This is a genomic window from Jejuibacter sp. L23, from assembly GCF_050815825.1.
GTDB lineage: Bacteria > Pseudomonadota > Gammaproteobacteria > Enterobacterales > Enterobacteriaceae > Jejubacter > Jejubacter calystegiae.
The window spans coordinates 3,653,966-3,669,923 of the sequence record NZ_CP138199.1 but is presented as its reverse complement, the minus strand read 5'-3'; the positions used below and the strand labels follow the sequence as shown (position 1 = coordinate 3,669,923).

The following is a 15,958-nucleotide window of genomic DNA, read 5'->3' as shown; positions in this document are numbered from 1 at the left end:
CTATGCTACAGCAAGCTTTTGACATAACTGTCAATCTCGCTGATACATTTCTCTATGGCCGGCGCATCTTTCTCACGAATATGATGTTCCAGCGTTTCACATAACTGCTTGCCGGGTACCAGATTAAGCATGGCAAACACCCCTTTAAGGCGGTGAGCCGTCTGTGCCAGCGAAGCAAAATCGTCCGTTGCTGACTCAGTATACAGCCTCTTTACATCATCCGGTACTGTATCGACAAAGAGCGCGTAATAGCCACTGGCGTGGAGTTGAGCGCTTTCATCGCTGACGGGCGATGCCGTTTCAGTTACGGTTTCCTGTGCCAGTTGCTCTTCTATTAGTTGTAGCACTGCTTCCTGCATGGCATGACTAATATTAAAGTTAACGCGGTACTGGCCTGGGCCGAGTTTCCGCATTCCTGGCTCATCATCGCTTAAAAGTATGCCGGAATCTGTAAGATTAGACGGATTATCAGTCAAAAAGAGATCAAAGTCTTGACTGGTTGTTTTTTCATCTGGCGTGACGCAGGTGGCGCCCCAGCTTTCCAGCTTACGTACCACAATGTTGCGGACCTCGTTCGCCGTGATGTCCACCAGGGCTATCACATCGTCCAGCAGGCCTTCATCCTGCTCTTCCGTGGTTTCGTTGAGCTGTTGGGGCATGCTGACGTGCAGGCTGTAACGGGTACCCAGTCCTTCCCGGGTTTTAATATTGAGATGCCCGTCCAACTGGCGCGCCAGTTGGTTACACAGCCAGAAGGTCAGGCCGTCGGCCGTGTCGAAATCATCTTCGCTGGTCGCATTGCGGAACGGAAAGTGCAGATTGTCGATCTCGCCGCGTGCGATCCCTTCCCCGGTGTCCATCACCCGGAACAGGAGGCGGTCTTCTGAGCCCTCTTCGGCGCTGATCTCCAGAGTAATCTTGCCGATAGGAGTGGTGACGATAGCATATTGCAGCAGCATCAGCAGGATCTGACGCAGGGCTTCGCGATCGCCGTGCCGCTCGTCGTTTGCCGCCAGGCAGTTATTGGTCAACAGCTGTAGCCCTTTGCGACGAATGGCAGGCAGTACTTCCGGCACCACATCATCAATCAACGATTGCAGGGTAAAGCTTTGGTTATGAGGCTTCCAGCCGCCATCTTCCAGCAGCGTCGCCAGTTGAATTTCGTCGACCAGCCGCACCAGGCGTTGAGCATCATCCACCAGAGCGCGGCGCGGTTCATCGGCAAGCATCGCTGCCTTATCCGCCAGCTGATTTACCGGGCGTTTCAGCGCGTTGCTGATGTGCTTCATAAACTCTGCGCGTCCGCTCTGGTTGCGTTCATACAGCAACTGAGCCTGGCGCAGTTTCTTGTTCACCAGAATCTCTTTGTCCTGATCGCGAATCACAAAGATCTGCAGGCGAGGGGCTATCTGGCTGCGGAACAGGCGAATTTCGTAAAGCTCGTTGTTGACCGTCGCCTGAATCACCCCCTGATGCTGATCCGCCATAGAGGCAATGTTCTGCAGGTTCAAATGGGGCAACAGATGATCGGCCGTCGGGTTGCTGATTAGCGTGCGGCGGGATTCCGGGTCCCAGGCCAGTAACCCGAGAGGAAGCTGGGCGACGATCTCTTCATTGAGCGCCCGCAGGGTTTGCAGTTCGCCGCTGGCGGCGCTGCTCTCTTCCTGGCGCGGCGCCGGGTTGCGGAAGGTGGTGTAACCGAATAGCGCCAGTGCCAGCAGGCCGATATTCAGCAGCAGGGGCAATAAGATGTTCTGCAGGGTGTCGGTTAACAGTGAACCGAAGGGAACCTGCCAGACCAGCTTCAGGTGGGTGCTGGTCAGCGGAGCCACAATTTCCAGCCGGGTGCCATTAAAGGTGACGGCTACGCTGTCCCGGGCCTCTTTCTCCTGTCCGCTGGCGCTGACGGCGTCATCATCCGGGTCCAGCCGGAAGTTTTCCAGCGGCATGCCCGGCGGGATCAGATCGTTGATTGGTAGATCGAAGGCCACCACCGTTGCCAGGTGGCCCGGCTGGTTAAAGGTGGTGCGCAGCGTAAAGTAGTAGCCGTTCTGCCATGCCAGACGACGCAGCGGCGAAAAGCTTTCGCGTTCGTCCAGGGCGTTAGCCTGCTGGAGCATTTCGGCCCGTCGTGAATCGACAATACTGCTGACGCCGGACTCTTTTAGCCCGGTGGATAGATCCTTAAGCGGCAGCGTGGATACCAGGATCAAACTGTTGTCCTGGCCATTAAGGTAGTACATCGACCAGGGGGTAGATTCTGCGCCCCACAGGGTATCGAGATAGCTGGAGATACGCTGGGTCATCTCCAGCGTAGTGCTGTCATGGGAGCCGAAAATCAGCGCTTCCGTCTTACGGCGCGGCTTTTCCAGATACCAGACATCCTGACGCAGACGGGTTTCCTGCAAATTATCGCTGCCTTCGCCGGAAGAGGGCGGCGTGGCGATATTGTCGTAGATTTGCCATGTGGCGTAGCGCCAGGTATCGACCCGCTTATGCAGCGCCCGGGTGATATCGGCGACCTGGTAGCTCTTACTCTTCAGCCAGGCGTTAACGGAGCTCTGAACCATCACTCCCATGGTGACCAGAAGGACGATGATCAATAGCAGAAAGAAGCGGGTAATGCTGCCCGGCATAAGGGAAAATTTATTGGGGCTCATAGCGTCAGATTGACTCATTATTCCGGTGTAATCCTGCGGCCCCTGGCCGTTGGTTAGTGGATGAAGATATCAATGGCGCGCAACAGGCCGCGCAGATGCCAAAAGCATACCGGGAAAAGGGGCTGGCGTCATCGCCAATCAGGGCGCCGACGGCGCGAAATATCGCAAAAAATGGGCGAATAATAGCGCGAGACAGCGCTGGCAATGATGAAAAGCTGGCGACCCGATGAGAGAGTGAAGGGGGGGCATTTTTTGACTGGCGTGATAATCCAAAAGGAAATATTTGACTCGGTGAATTAATTTGGATGCAGTTTATTCTCAACAAAACATTGATTGAAGCTTAAACAATTTCTGGGTTTTGTGACGAGTGCAACCTTATTAGCATAAATAAAGGTAAATTTAAGTAAAAAGGAAATAAAAAAAACCGGATCGAAGATCCGGTTTAAATAGGGGTAAACGGACATTCAGAACTGAATGACGGTAATAAATAAAGTTAATGATGATAGCGAGAGTGATTCTATATTTGAATGGCGTCACTGTTTTGACAATCAGTGCTTAACCTTTTCTTTACTGGGATAAGAAGTATCTGTTGCCTGTTATTGCAGGGCTTTCTTAACCTTTGATGCGCTGTTTTTTGCTTAATGTGCGGAAAAAAGTTCCCTGTGATTTACATTTGGTTACATCTATATTGCAGACCGAAACATCTAAAAAGTTTTAGTATCATAATCCCATTGGATTATTCCGTATTTGTTTTACACAATGGGTTGCCGGCTGATTATGAGGGTAATCAGCAAGCAGTGGCAAATTACCTGAATTATTTGGTTTGCATCGTGCAGCAGGTATTCACAAATCGGCTTTAAAGCGATGAAAAAAGCCAGCCGCACAGCGCCGGGCCTCTGAGGGGGGGCTCGCAATACCCGGTCGCCCTTTACGGTTTTGCGATGAGGGGGCGCGCTGAGATGTCGCCAGTAATGAGGGTAAAAAAGGCATATAACAGAGGGTTAATATAATGAAACTGAAAGTTCTGTCCCTGCTGGTTCCAGCTCTGCTGGTAGCAGGTACCGCGCACGCGGCCGAAATCTACAATAAAGACGGAAACAAGCTGGATCTTTACGGGAAAGTCGACGCTGAACACTACTTCTCCGATGACGACGGTGCTGATGGCGATCAGACCTATATGCGTATCGGCTTCAAAGGCGAAACCCAGGTTAACGACCAGATCACCGGCTATGGCCAGTGGGAATATCAGATCAACGCCAATACCGATGAAAGCGAAAACAATGCCTGGACTCGTGTGGCCTTTGCCGGTCTGCGCGTAGGTGACGCTGGCTCTCTGGACTATGGCCGTAACTACGGCGTTATCTATGATATCGGCGCCTGGACCGACGTACTGCCGGAATTCGGCGGTGACACTTACGGTTCTGATAACTTCCTGATGTCCCGTGCTAACGGCGTTCTGACCTACCGTAACAGCGACTTCTTCGGTCTGGTGGACGGTCTGAACTTTGCCCTGCAGTATCAGGGTAAAAACGGCAGCGCCCGCGGTGAAGACTTCGATGGTCGTAAACTGCAGAAGCAGAACGGTGACGGTTACGGTCTGTCCGCGACCTACGATCTGGGTGCTGGCTTCGCCATCGGTGGCGCCATGTCCTCCTCCAAGCGCACCTGGGATCAGAACAACCTGACTCCTTATGGCAACGGCGACCATGCTGAAGCCTATACCGGTGGTATTAAGTACGACGCCAACAACATCTACCTGGCGGCTATGTACACCCAGAACTACAACACTGCCCGCTTCGGTGGTCGTGATAATGATATCTACGGCTTTGCTAACAAAGCGCAGAACTTTGAAGTGGTTGCTCAGTACCAGTTCGACTTCGGTCTGCGTCCGTCTATTGCCTACCTGCAGTCGAAAGGTAAGGACATTGAAGGCTGGGGCGACCAGGATCTCGTGAAATACGTGGATGTGGGCGCAACCTACTACTTCAACAAAAACTTCTCCACCTTCGTGGATTACAAAATCAACCTGATCGACAGCAACGACTTTACCCGTGCCGCGGGTATTGGTACCGACGACATCGTTGCGCTGGGTATGGTTTACCAGTTCTAAAAAAACATTTGCGCGTCACCAGAGGGTCCTTCGGGGCCCTTTTTTTATCTGTTAGCTAAACCACCGACCGCCGACTGCCACAACGAACCGCTTTTGTTGTACCCTTGCCTGCGCATGTAACCAGAGGAAAGAAAAATGGATCTGACGCTGATGCGACGCGCGCTGCTGGTGGCGGCCGTAGCGCTGGTGGCGGGCTGCGACAACGCGCCGCAAAAAACGGCATCGAAAGGGCTGGTGCTGGAAGGTAAAACCATGGGGACTTACTGGCGTGCCAGTCTGGCCGACGTTGAGCCGGGGCGCGGCGCGGAACTGCGCCAGAAAATCCAGGCCCAGCTGGATGCCGACGATCGGCTGCTCTCGACCTGGAAGCCGGACTCGGCCCTGTCGCGCTTTAATCAGTCGCGATCCATCGCCCCCTGGCCGGTGGATGAAGCGATGAGCGATATCGTCACGCTGTCGCTGCGTATCGGGGCGAAGACCGATGGCGCCATGGATGTGACCGTCGGTCCGTTGGTGAATCTGTGGGGATTCGGCCCGGATAAGCAGCCGGTACAGACGCCGACTCAGACGCAGATTGACGCCGCCCGGGCGCAAACCGGCCTTAACCACCTGAAGGTGATTAACGCGTCAGGCCGACAGTGGCTACAGAAGGATCTGCCGGAACTCTATGTGGATCTCTCCACCGTCGGTGAAGGCTATGCCGCCGATCATCTGGCGCGCCTGATGGAACAACAGGGCATCAGCCGCTATCTGGTTTCGGTGGGTGGAGCGGTCGTGACCCGGGGCACTAATCCGGAAGGGCGGTCATGGCGGGTCGCAATTCAGAAACCGACCGATAAAGAGAACGCCGCTCAGGCGGTTGTCGATCTCAACGGTCACGGAATCAGCACTTCCGGCAGCTATCGCAACTACTATGAGCTGGACGGTAAACGGATTTCCCATGTGATCGATCCCACCACCGGCCGCCCGATTCAGCATAAGCTGGTGTCGGCCACGGTCATTGCGCCGACGGCGCTGGAAGCCGACGGCTGGGACACCGGGTTGATGGTGCTGGGCACCGAGAAAGCAAAGCAGGTCGCGCAGAAAGAGGGGCTGGCGGTCTATCTGATTGTCAAAGAGGAAAAGGGATTCTCTACCTGGATGTCGCCGCAGTTTAAAACTTTCCTGCTGAGCGAATAAAATTAAAAAGCAAGAAACCGGGTTTTTAGTGGGGAACTGGCTGGCACAGTAGCGGAAAACCTGAACATAAGGAGTCCGTTATGACCGAATACATTACCGATGAATGCCGCTGGCAGGCGCTTCAGGCGCGGGATTCGGCGGCGGATGGTCACTTCGTCTTTGCCGTGATCACCACCGGCATTTTCTGTCGCCCCTCCTGTCGTGCGCGTCATCCGCTACGGCGCAACGTTCGCTTCTTCGGGGATGCCGCTAAAGCGGCGGAGGCAGGCTTTCGCCCCTGCAAACGCTGTCAGCCGGACAGAGAGGATGCCCGGGCGCGGCAGCGGGAGCGAATTATCGAGGCCTGCCGCCTGCTGGAGCGCAGCGAAACGCCGCTGACGCTCGAAAAACTCGCACGCCAGGTGGCGATGAGTCCGTACCATTTTCATCGTCTGTTTAAAGCTATGACCGGCCTGACCCCCCGGGCCTGGCAGCAGGCCCGCCGCGCCAGCAAGGTGCGCGAGGCGCTGGCGTCCGGGCAGGAGGTGACCCGGGCGCTTTACGATGCCGGCTATCCTTCCGGTAGCAGCTTTTATCAGCAGGCGGATGCCGCGCTGGGGATGACGGCGCGTCAGTATCGCCAGGGCGGCGAGCGGGCCGATATTCGCTATGCCCTGACGCACTGTCAGCTGGGAGCGCTGCTGGTGGCGGAAAGCGCACGCGGTATCTGCGCCATTCTGCCGGGGGACGAGCCTCAAAGCCTGGTGGCGGAGCTGACGCAGATGTTCCCCCGGGCACGGCTGGATGCCGACGATCGCGGCTTTGCACAACGGGTCGCCCAGGTGGTGAGCTGGCTGGACAGGCCTGTAGGCGCCTTCGCGCTGCCGCTGGACTTACAGGGCACCGCGTTTCAGCGTCAGGTGTGGCAGGCGCTACGCAGCATTCCCGCTGGCGCCACCCTGAGCTACCAGGCTCTTGCTGCGCGTATCGGGCGACCGCAGGCCACCCGAGCGGTGGCTGGCGCCTGCGCCGCGAACCGGCTGGCGGTGGTGATTCCCTGCCATCGTATTATTCGCCAGGATGGCGCGCTCTCTGGCTACCGTTGGGGCGTGGCCCGTAAGCGACTGCTACTGGCGCGGGAAGCCGAACAGGAGGAGTAACGATGCTCAGTCTTTTTGACGGTGAAGCTCCCTGGCAGGAGCCGCTGGGGGCGGGGGCGATGATTCTGCGTCGTTTTGCCAGCGCGCAGGCGCAGGCATTGCTGCAGGCGATTGAACAGGTGGCGACAGACTCTCCTTTCCGCCAGATGGTGACGCCGGGGGGATACCGCATGTCGGTGGCGATGACCAGCTGCGGCCCGCTGGGCTGGGTGAGCAGTCCTCAGGGCTATCGCTATGCCGAATGCGATCCCTTAAATCATCGTCCCTGGCCTGCCATGCCCGAAGCCCTGCGGCGGCTGGCTGAAACCGCAGCCTTCGACGCGGGTTACCCGGAGTTCCGTCCGGATGCCTGTCTGATCAACCGCTATGCTCCCGGGGCGAAGCTGTCGCTGCATCAGGATAAAGATGAACGCGATCTTAGCGCCCCTATTGTTTCGGTGTCGCTGGGGTTGTCGGCCATTTTCCAGTTTGGCGGCGCTAAGCGTCACGATCCGCTGCGCCGCTTTTTACTGGAACATGGCGATGTGGTGGTGTGGGGAGGTCCGTCGCGCCTGTGGTATCACGGTATTCAGCCCTTAAAACCGGGCCATCATCCTGCTACGGGGGAATGCCGCTATAATCTGACCTTTCGTCGGGTCGCGTAAAGCGAGTAAAAATAAGAATTATTCTTGCCGTCTGGCGCCAGCCGTTTAAACTGCCCGCTGATTTAGCGTCGTTGTGGATTGATGGTTTATGAAACTTCTCTTTGTCGTCTGGCGCCAGTATCGCTGGCCCTTTCTGATGGTGATGGCGTTAAGCCTCGCCAGCGCCGCATTAGGCATTGGACTTATTGCTTTTATCAATCTGCGCCTCATCGAAACGGTGGATCGCTCGCTGTCGATACTGCCGGAATTTCTTGGGCTGTTGCTGCTGCTGATTGTTGTCACTCTGGGCTCCCAGTTAGCGCTTACTACCCTGGGGCACCACTTTGTTTACCGGCTACGTAGCGAATTTATTAAACGGATTCTGGATACCCACGTCGAGCGCCTGGAGCAGTTAGGCAGTGCTTCGCTACTGGCGGGGCTGACCAGCGACGTGCGGGCCATTACCATCGCCTTTGTGCGCCTGCCGGAACTGGTGCAGGGAATTATTCTGACGGTGGGCTGTGCGGCTTATCTGGCCTGGCTATCGCCCACCATGCTGTTTGCCACCGCCGCCTGGGTGGTGGTGACCATTATCGGCGGCTGGCTGCTGGTCTCCCGGGTTTATCGCCATATGGCGATTCTGCGTGAAACCGAAGACAAGCTCTACAACGACTACCAGACGGTGCTGGAGGGATGCAAGGAGCTGACCCTGAATCGCGAACGCGCCGCGGATATCTACCAGAATACCTATATTCCCGATGCCAAAGAGTACCGGCACCATATTATCCGGGCCGATACCTTCCATCTTAGCGCTCTTAACTGGTCCAACATTATGATGCTGGGGGCTATCGGCCTGGTCTTCTGGATGGCCAACAGTCTGGGCTGGGCCGACACCAATGTGGCTGCGACTTACTCCCTGACGCTGCTGTTCCTGCGCACCCCGATGCTTTCTGCCGTAGGGGCGCTTCCTACGCTACTTGCCGCCGAGGTGGCCTTTAATAAATTGAACCGCTTTGAACTGGAGGCGTATCGCGAAAGCTTCCATCATCCCCGGGCGCCTGAAGCATGGCAGACTCTGGAGCTGCGCGATGTGGTCTTTACCTATGGGGAAGGGGGCTTTACCGTCGGGCCGCTGAACCTGACCATTCAACGCGGCGAGCTGCTGTTCCTGATTGGCGGCAACGGCAGCGGCAAGTCGACCCTGGCAATGCTGTTAACCGGGCTGTACCGGCCGGTTTCCGGTTCGCTGTGTCTGGATGGCAGGCCGCTTGCCGCAGAGGATATGGAGGCCTGGCGTAGCCTGTTCTCGGCGGTCTTTACCGATGTCAGTCTGTTCGAGAGGCTGCTGGGGCCGGAAGGTCAGAGCGCCGATCCGGCGCTGGTGGAGCAGTGGCTGGCGCGTCTGCAGATGGAAAATAAGCTGAAGCTGGACGACGGACGCATCCTGAACCTGAAGCTTTCCAAAGGGCAGAAGAAACGGGTGGCGCTGCTGCTGGCTATTGTGGAACAGCGCGATGTTATTCTGCTGGATGAATGGGCCGCGGATCAGGATCCTCACTTTCGCCGTGAGTTTTACCAGGTGCTGCTGCCGCTGATGCAGCAGATGGGGAAAACCGTGTTCGCCATCAGTCACGACGATCACTACTTTGTGCATGCAGATCGCCTGCTGGAGATGCGTCAGGGGCAACTGAGCGAGCTGGTGGGCGAAGATCGCGAACACGCCAGCCGTGATGCGGTGGCCCGTACCGGCAGTTAATCAACCACGATTGCGCACTATTCCAGCGAACGATCGCTTTTTTTACGCCAGAACAGCGCGATATGGCGGTCGTTTATTATTATTTACAGAGCCTGCCAGTATGCTTGCTGCCTTCCCGTACGGGAAGGCGCGATTGAGTTAATGTTTCCAGGGATGTCGAGTTATGACCGCGACTGTTAAATACAGTATTCAAGAGCGTGCCGCAGACCGGGCGCGCATTCGCTATCTGCTCTCCGAAGGGGAAGAGGTCACCGAAGCGATACTGGGTAAACCCGGTCCCGTGGATGAGCATGACGCACAGCGGTTACATGACGATATTGATGAAGTCACCCAGTTGGCCCGCCGTCTTCCCGAGCCCGACCTGGCCGATACCCTTGAAGCGTTGCCTTCTGAAGAGCGCCACGCCCTGTGGCGCCTGGTGGGGGAAGAGAAACGCGGTAAGGTGCTGCACGAGGTTTCTGAGCACGTCTGGGAAGATCTGATCGATGAGATGAGCGACCGCGACCTGCTACGGGTGCTCAGTACCCTGGATATCGACGAACAGATTTACCTGGCCCAGCGCCTGCCCCGCGATCTGACAGGCCGCCTGCTGGCAACCCTGTCACCGGAAGAGCGGGCCCGGGTGGGGCAGGTACTGCGCTATGAAAAAGGCAGCGTCGGCGCCATCATGGAGTTCGAGGTCATCACGGTCCGCGCTGAGATCACCCTGGCCACGGTACAGCGCTACCTGCGGCGTTTGGGTAAAATGCCGGAAAACACTGACAAACTCTTTGTCACCACCCGGGATATGACGCTGCTGGGTGAGCTGGAGTTGACCACTATTCTGCTGCACCGCCCCCAGACCCGGGTGGAAGAGGTGATGGAGAAAAACCCCGTCACCTTTATTCCGACCGACCCGGATGAAGAAGCGGCGCGCACCTTTGAACGAGACAACCTGGTCAGCGCCGCGGTGGTCGATCACCAGGGTAAGCTGATGGGGCGTCTGACGGTTGATGAGATAGTCGATGTGGTTATCGAAGAGACCGACAGCGGCCTGCGCCGGATGGGGGGGATCAGCGCGGAAGAGGATGTCTTCGCACCGGTAGGCAAGGCGGTAAAATCTCGCTGGGCCTGGCTTGCCATTAACCTCTGCACCGCGTTTATCGCTTCAAGGGTAATCGACGGTTTTGAACATACCATCTCCCAACTGGTGGCGCTGGCCTCGCTGATGCCCATCGTGGCCGGTATTGGCGGCAACACCGGTAATCAGACCATCACCATGATTGTACGCTCCCTGGCGCTTCAGCACATTCAGCCTGGCAACTTCGGTTTTCTGCTGGGGCGTGAAATGGGTGTGGCGTTAATCAATGGCCTGGTGTGGGGCGGCATTATGGGCATCGTAACCTGGCTGCTGTACGACGATATGGCGCTGGGAGCGGTAATGACGCTGGCGATGGTGCTGAATCTGCTGGTTGCGGCGGTGATGGGTGTAATTGTGCCGATGGTGATGGTGCGACTCGGGCGCGATCCTGCCGTGGGATCCAGCGTGATGATTACCGCGATTACCGATACCGGCGGTTTCTTTATTTTCCTGGGGCTGGCGACGCTGTTCCTGATGTAAACCGGAGCGCCGCCAGCCGCCTGTTACAGCAGGCCGCTCAGCTTCTGATGGAAGCTGCGGCTGCGCATATCAAGCCCGACAATCTCCACCTCGCACTGATGGCGCCGGTAGCGATTTTCAATGGCATCCAGCGCCGCCACGCTTGAAGCATCCCAGATTTGTGCCCAGGTGAGGTCGATAATGACCTTCTTAGGGTCCCCGGCATAATTAAAGTGCTCGAACAGATCGTTGCTGCTGGCGAAGAACAGCGGTCCACGCACCGTATAGCGCACCGACTGGCTGTCCGGCGCCAGTTCGCGGTCGGCGTGGATCACGTGGGCCACGCGGCGGGCAAACAGGATAATGGCGAATACCACGCCGCCGACTACGCCAATCGCCAGGTTGCCGGTCCAGACCGTGGCGGCAACGGTCACCACCATCAGCAGGGTTTCAGACAGCGGTAGACGCTTCAACGTTGAGGGTGTCAGGCTGTGCCAGTCCAGGGTTTTCAGGGCGACGACCATCATAATTCCCGCCAGCACCACCATGGGAATGCGCGCCATCAGGGCGCTCAGACCGGTAACCAGTAGCAGCAGGAACAGCGCGGCAGCGATAGTAGAGATACGGGTGCGTCCCTTGCCCAGCTCCACGTTAACCATGGTCTGACCAATCATGGCGCAACCGGCAATACCGCCATAGAAACCCGCCAGAATATTGCCCACGCCCAGTCCCCAGCTTTCACGGCGCTTGCTGGAAGGCGTATCGGTTAAATCATCCACCAGCTTGGCGGTCAGCAGCGACTCCATCAACCCCACCAGCGCCACGCTCAGGGCGCAGGGCCAGACGATCTGCAGCGTTTCCAGATTCAGCGGCACCATCAGTTCCGTCAGGCCGGGCAGCCCCGGCTGCATGGGGCCTTCGTCGCCCACGGTCGGCGTCTGTAAACCAAAGCCCAGGGCGAGGGCGGTCACCGCCACAATTGCCACCAGCGGTGAAGGCACGCTTTTCAGCAGTCGGGGAAGCAGCAGTACGATAACCAGGGTCAGGGCAAACAGTTGCCAGACCGTCATGTTCTGTCCCCAGACGTGGGGAACCTGGGCGCAGAAGATAAGGATCCCCAGCGCGTTAACGAAGCCGGTCATCACCGAGCGGGGAATGTAGCGCATCATACGCGCCAGTCCCAGCAGGCCGAACAGAATCTGGAACAGACCGGCTAACACGACCGCGGGCAGGATATAACCCACACCGTGGGCATGAACCATGGGACCAATGACCAGCGCGACTGAGCCCGCGGCCGCGGTCACCATCGCCGGGCGGCCACCCAGTAGAGACAGGCTCAGACAGAGCACGACGGAGGCGATCAGGCTTATCTTAGGATCGACACCGGCGATAACGGAAAAGGAGATAACTTCAGGTATGAGCGCCAGAGCAGTGATGATACCTGCCAGGCATTCCCGGGTTAGCAGGCGCGGCGAAACCAGTACCTGGCGCACCGTCGGGTTCTGCTCAACGGCAGGCTGATGTATTACTTCAGACATAGTAGATTCGCAGGTTTATTATCATTTTCCCCGGAATGGGGTACAGACGAAGTGTGACTTTTGTCACGAAAGGTCAAGATAGTACAGGGAGTGCGCAGCAGATTCCAGCTTTTGGCAGTTGTGGTGGTGTCAGGGCCAGTGTTGCGCGCTATGTAGCACACGCAGTATTCGCACCCGCCTGTGACATATTTGATAAATCATTACATAGTGGCGGCGGATGACTACCTCCCGGGTATTGTCGAGCCTGCCAGGTTTGTGCATCAAAAGATGCTCGCTGGCCCGCCGGGCAAAGGCTTCAAAATGGTCATCCAGCGCAATTGCCGCCTGGGGATTATCGCGGGCAATAAAATCCATAATGGCTTCCCTGTCGTTAATTGCAAGCCTGCTCCATACCAGCTTCACAGATCCCTCAACGTATTTTTTTGCGCAGCGCCTCCTTTCTGGCCGCAAACTGCGCACTGGCCTTATCATCAGGGACATCGGAATGCGAGTCGTCCAGCGTTTCCCGTACTTTTGCCCGGAACCAGGCGTCGTAAATCTGTGGGTCAGTGGTGAGCTCCACGGGCAGTCCACCCTCACTGGCGATGCGGGTTAGCAGAATACGAACCGCATCGGATACGGTGAGTCCCATTTTCTCCAGCACGGCGCTTGCCTGTTCTTTGACTTCAGTGTCGATGCGCGCCTGGACTAAGCTATTTGCGACCATGTTCATTACCTTGTTGCGATATCCGGATGTCCAAAATGTAATTCAACTGAATGACAATGGCTACATCAGAGTGTTCAATTTGGGATATTCGCTGCTCCATGAACGATTGCTTAACCTATCCTGAACTCGATTGTGCTCCTGCGTCTACGCTATAAATTACCCGCGTTCAGGCATTGCGAGACAAACCGCAGAACGCGCTGCAAGCCGTTCCGGTTGTTATACTCAGGTAATCACTGGCAAGCGGAGAAAACGATGAAGAGTATTCTGGCAGGTGCGTTAATGTTTGGACTGGTTGCCTGCGCCGGTGGTGTTCAGAAGGTTGGCGTTTATCATTCCCTGAACGCCAGGCAGTGCGAGCAGGGCGGGCTGTCGCTGGCTGAGCTTAAGCAGTCACTTTCCGCAGCCGGCGTGCAGACGGCGGATGTGGGGAAAGTGACAGACGATGGTCGGATGCGCGTAACGGTGTGTGGTGCGCCAGACGGTAAAGTTGGCGTATTCCAGATTGATAAAAGCGATCTGGCTCGGGCCCGTCAGGCCGGTTTTGAACTCTGGCCAGCGCGTCAGTAATGTTGATTACTTTAATTAAAAAACTATTGTTTTATTGCGTGGGATAGCGTTTTGCTATCTCTTTTTTATTTTTTCATGGGGTAAGTTTTGGTTTTGTTATTTCCACTGACAGCAAACAACTACGAAATATGTGGTTTAGTAGAAGGTGAATGAGATTTTAAAATAAAGTAAAAATAAGTTAATATGCGCGTTCAAATAACTCATTAACGCAAAAAAACATTATTATGCCTGCAATAAAAAAGAGTGTTCTTTCGCTAACAGCGCTGGCAATGTTTGTCAGTTCAACGACTTACGCTGATACCGATGCACCGCAAAAAACGGATTTCCTGTTAATTGGCGGCGGTATTATGAGTGCTTCTCTGGGCACCTGGCTCCAGGAGCTGCAGCCAGGATGGCGCCAGATGATGGTGGAAAAACTGGACGGTGTGGCGCTGGAATCCTCTAACGGCTGGAATAACGCCGGTACTGGCCATTCCGCCAATATGGAACTGAATTACACCCCTCAGCGTGCGGATGGTTCCATCGATATTAGTAAAGCGCTGAATATCAACGAACAGTTTATGATTTCCCGCCAGTTCTGGTCGGCCCAGGTGAAACGTGGAAATTTAAAGGACCCCCATGCCTTTATTAATTCCACACCGCATATGAGCTTTGTCTGGGGCGATACCAACGTTGATTACCTGAAGAAACGTTATGATGCGCTGCAAAAGTCTACTCTGTTCCAGGGAATGAAATATTCAACCTCGCACAGCCAGATTAAACAGTGGGCGCCGCTGATTATGGAAGGCCGCGATCCGAATCAGAAAGTGGCGGCGACCTGGACGCCGGTAGGCACCGACGTTAACTATGGCGAAATTACCCGCCAGCTGATTGGCAGCCTGAAGAAGAGCGATCGCTTTACACTCCAGACCTCGTCTGAAGTGACCGGATTTACGCGTAATGCGGATAACTCCTGGCATGTCACCATCAAAAACGTGAAAAGCGGGCAGGAGCATGCGGTCGATGCTAAGTATGTGTTTATCGGTGCCGGCGGTGGTGCGTTGAAGCTGCTGCAGAAGACCGGCATTCCGGAAGCCGATAACTATGGCGGTTTCCCGGTTGGCGGCTCTTTCCTGATGACGGAAAACCCGGCCGTGGCCGAACGCCATCTTGAGAAAGTCTACGGTCAGGCTTCGGTTGGTGCGCCGCCCATGTCGGTACCGCACCTGGACTCCCGCTACATTGACGGCAAACGCGTAGTGCTGTTTGGGCCATTCGCGACTTTCTCGACCAAATTCCTGAAAAACGGCTCGCTCTTCGATCTGCTCAGTACCACCACCACCAGCAACGTGATGCCGATGACTCACGTCGGACTGGATAACTTCGACCTGGTGAAGTATCTGGTGAGTCAGGTGATGCTGAGCGACGATGACCGTTTCGCGGCGCTGAAGGAATACTACCCGAACGCGCGAAAAGAGGACTGGAAGCTGATCCAGGCCGGTCAGCGCGTGCAGATCATCAAGAAAGATGCGGATAAAGGCGGCGTACTGAAGCTGGGCACGGAAGTGGTGGTAGACCAGCAGAAGACTATCTCCGCGCTGCTGGGGGCTTCGCCAGGAGCATCCACTGCGGCGCCTATCGCGCTGAATGTGATTAAGCAGATGTTCCCGCAGCAGTTCGAATCACCGCAGTGGCAGAGTCGCATTCGCGCTATTGTACCGAGCTTCGGCGAGAAGCTTAACGGTAACGCGGCGCTGACTCAGAAGGTCTGGGATGATACCGCAGCCACGTTGCAGTTGACCAAACCGCCGGTGATCCAGATGCCGGGCCAGGGCGATACCGGTTCGGAGCCGCCGCAGAGGGAAGATTCCCCTCAGCATGATATGGCGCTGTAAAACGCCCACCGCTTATGGCTCCCGTCCGGGGGCCATTTTTTATCTTCTTATCGTAGCCTGCCTGAACGGGGAGGGACAGGGCGGCTGTTTTACCGGGGAGGAAAAAACGGAGCCGTATGCAAGAGCCCCGTCCCGGCAGTTGTCTGTTGGTTAGCCGGGGTGGGAATCATACCCGGTTGATGCAGGGAGTCCAGTTAGCGGGCGGCACTTTCGGATTTTTTAGCGGT

Annotated in this window: 12 protein-coding genes; 8 read left to right on the top strand and 4 right to left on the bottom strand. The window is 56.2% G+C overall.

Features of this window, described 5'->3' with window-relative positions; genetic code table 11:
• Nucleotides 1-5: 5 nt before the first annotated feature.
• On the bottom strand, nt 6-2,678 hold the full coding sequence (rcsD, locus tag SCU88_RS17520; protein WP_175341180.1) for a phosphotransferase RcsD: 2,673 nt from the start codon (nt 2,676-2,678) through the stop codon (nt 6-8).
• 991 nt (nt 2,679-3,669) lie between these two features.
• On the opposite strand from rcsD, the gene SCU88_RS17515 reads away from it, so the two are divergent.
• The 6 genes from SCU88_RS17515 (at nt 3,670) to mgtE (ending at nt 11,067) form a co-directional block, all read left to right on the top strand.
• On the top strand, nt 3,670-4,770 hold the full coding sequence (locus tag SCU88_RS17515) for a porin OmpC (RefSeq protein WP_175341179.1): 1,101 nt from the start codon (nt 3,670-3,672) through the stop codon (nt 4,768-4,770).
• Nucleotides 4,771-4,905: 135 nt separating this feature from the next.
• Complete coding sequence (gene apbE / locus SCU88_RS17510) at nt 4,906-5,949, top strand: FAD:protein FMN transferase ApbE (protein WP_175341178.1); 1,044 nt, start codon at nt 4,906-4,908, stop codon at nt 5,947-5,949.
• Nucleotides 5,950-6,029: 80 nt separating this feature from the next.
• Nucleotides 6,030-7,088, top strand: a complete 1,059-nt coding sequence (ada, locus tag SCU88_RS17505) for a bifunctional DNA-binding transcriptional regulator/O6-methylguanine-DNA methyltransferase Ada (protein ID WP_175341177.1) — start codon at nt 6,030-6,032, stop codon at nt 7,086-7,088.
• A 2-nt stretch (nt 7,089-7,090) separates the two neighbouring features.
• Nucleotides 7,091-7,732: a DNA oxidative demethylase AlkB gene (gene alkB / locus SCU88_RS17500; RefSeq protein WP_175341176.1), complete on the top strand. Its 642-nt coding sequence runs from the start codon at nt 7,091-7,093 to the stop codon at nt 7,730-7,732.
• An 88-nt stretch (nt 7,733-7,820) separates the two neighbouring features.
• Nucleotides 7,821-9,467, top strand: coding sequence for a multidrug ABC transporter permease/ATP-binding protein (locus SCU88_RS17495; protein ID WP_175341175.1), 1,647 nt, complete (start codon nt 7,821-7,823; stop codon nt 9,465-9,467).
• Between the two features lie 163 nt (nt 9,468-9,630).
• Nucleotides 9,631-11,067, top strand: coding sequence for a magnesium transporter (mgtE, locus tag SCU88_RS17490; protein WP_138098491.1), 1,437 nt, complete (start codon nt 9,631-9,633; stop codon nt 11,065-11,067).
• Nucleotides 11,068-11,090: 23 nt separating this feature from the next.
• Here the strand turns inward: mgtE and SCU88_RS17485 are convergent, their stop codons facing one another.
• The 3 genes from SCU88_RS17485 to SCU88_RS17475 all read right to left on the bottom strand — a co-directional run bounded on the left by SCU88_RS17485 (nt 11,091) and on the right by SCU88_RS17475 (nt 13,290).
• Nucleotides 11,091-12,584: a SulP family inorganic anion transporter gene (locus tag SCU88_RS17485; RefSeq protein ID WP_175341174.1), complete on the bottom strand. Its 1,494-nt coding sequence runs from the start codon at nt 12,582-12,584 to the stop codon at nt 11,091-11,093.
• Between the two features lie 129 nt (nt 12,585-12,713).
• Nucleotides 12,714-12,986: a type II toxin-antitoxin system mRNA interferase toxin, RelE/StbE family gene (locus SCU88_RS17480; protein WP_175341173.1), complete on the bottom strand. Its 273-nt coding sequence runs from the start codon at nt 12,984-12,986 to the stop codon at nt 12,714-12,716.
• Nucleotides 12,987-12,993: 7 nt separating this feature from the next.
• Nucleotides 12,994-13,290, bottom strand: a complete 297-nt coding sequence (locus SCU88_RS17475) for a type II toxin-antitoxin system RelB/DinJ family antitoxin (RefSeq protein WP_175341172.1) — start codon at nt 13,288-13,290, stop codon at nt 12,994-12,996.
• 252 nt (nt 13,291-13,542) lie between these two features.
• Between SCU88_RS17475 and SCU88_RS17470 the strand changes: the two genes are divergently transcribed.
• A complete protein-coding gene (locus SCU88_RS17470) occupies nt 13,543-13,857 on the top strand; it encodes a hypothetical protein (RefSeq protein WP_175341171.1) in 315 nt (104 codons plus the stop codon).
• Nucleotides 13,858-14,081: 224 nt separating this feature from the next.
• Complete coding sequence (mqo, locus tag SCU88_RS17465) at nt 14,082-15,731, top strand: malate dehydrogenase (quinone) (protein ID WP_175341170.1); 1,650 nt, start codon at nt 14,082-14,084, stop codon at nt 15,729-15,731.
• Nucleotides 15,732-15,958: the final 227 nt, after the last annotated feature.

Excerpts from the sequence above, each read along its gene's own strand:
- rcsD (WP_175341180.1), bottom strand. The coding sequence starts at position 2,678 with ATGAGTCAATCTGACGCTATGAGCCCCAATAAATTTTCCCTTATGCCG.
- SCU88_RS17515 (WP_175341179.1), top strand. The coding sequence starts at position 3,670 with ATGAAACTGAAAGTTCTGTCCCTGCTGGTTCCAGCTCTGCTGGTAGCA.
- apbE (WP_175341178.1), top strand. The coding sequence starts at position 4,906 with ATGGATCTGACGCTGATGCGACGCGCGCTGCTGGTGGCGGCCGTAGCG.
- ada (WP_175341177.1), top strand. The coding sequence starts at position 6,030 with ATGACCGAATACATTACCGATGAATGCCGCTGGCAGGCGCTTCAGGCG.
- alkB (WP_175341176.1), top strand. The coding sequence starts at position 7,091 with ATGCTCAGTCTTTTTGACGGTGAAGCTCCCTGGCAGGAGCCGCTGGGG.
- SCU88_RS17495 (WP_175341175.1), top strand. The coding sequence starts at position 7,821 with ATGAAACTTCTCTTTGTCGTCTGGCGCCAGTATCGCTGGCCCTTTCTG.
- mgtE (WP_138098491.1), top strand. The coding sequence starts at position 9,631 with ATGACCGCGACTGTTAAATACAGTATTCAAGAGCGTGCCGCAGACCGG.
- SCU88_RS17485 (WP_175341174.1), bottom strand. The coding sequence starts at position 12,584 with ATGTCTGAAGTAATACATCAGCCTGCCGTTGAGCAGAACCCGACGGTG.
- SCU88_RS17475 (WP_175341172.1), bottom strand. The coding sequence starts at position 13,290 with ATGGTCGCAAATAGCTTAGTCCAGGCGCGCATCGACACTGAAGTCAAA.
- SCU88_RS17470 (WP_175341171.1), top strand. The coding sequence starts at position 13,543 with ATGAAGAGTATTCTGGCAGGTGCGTTAATGTTTGGACTGGTTGCCTGC.
- mqo (WP_175341170.1), top strand. The coding sequence starts at position 14,082 with ATGCCTGCAATAAAAAAGAGTGTTCTTTCGCTAACAGCGCTGGCAATG.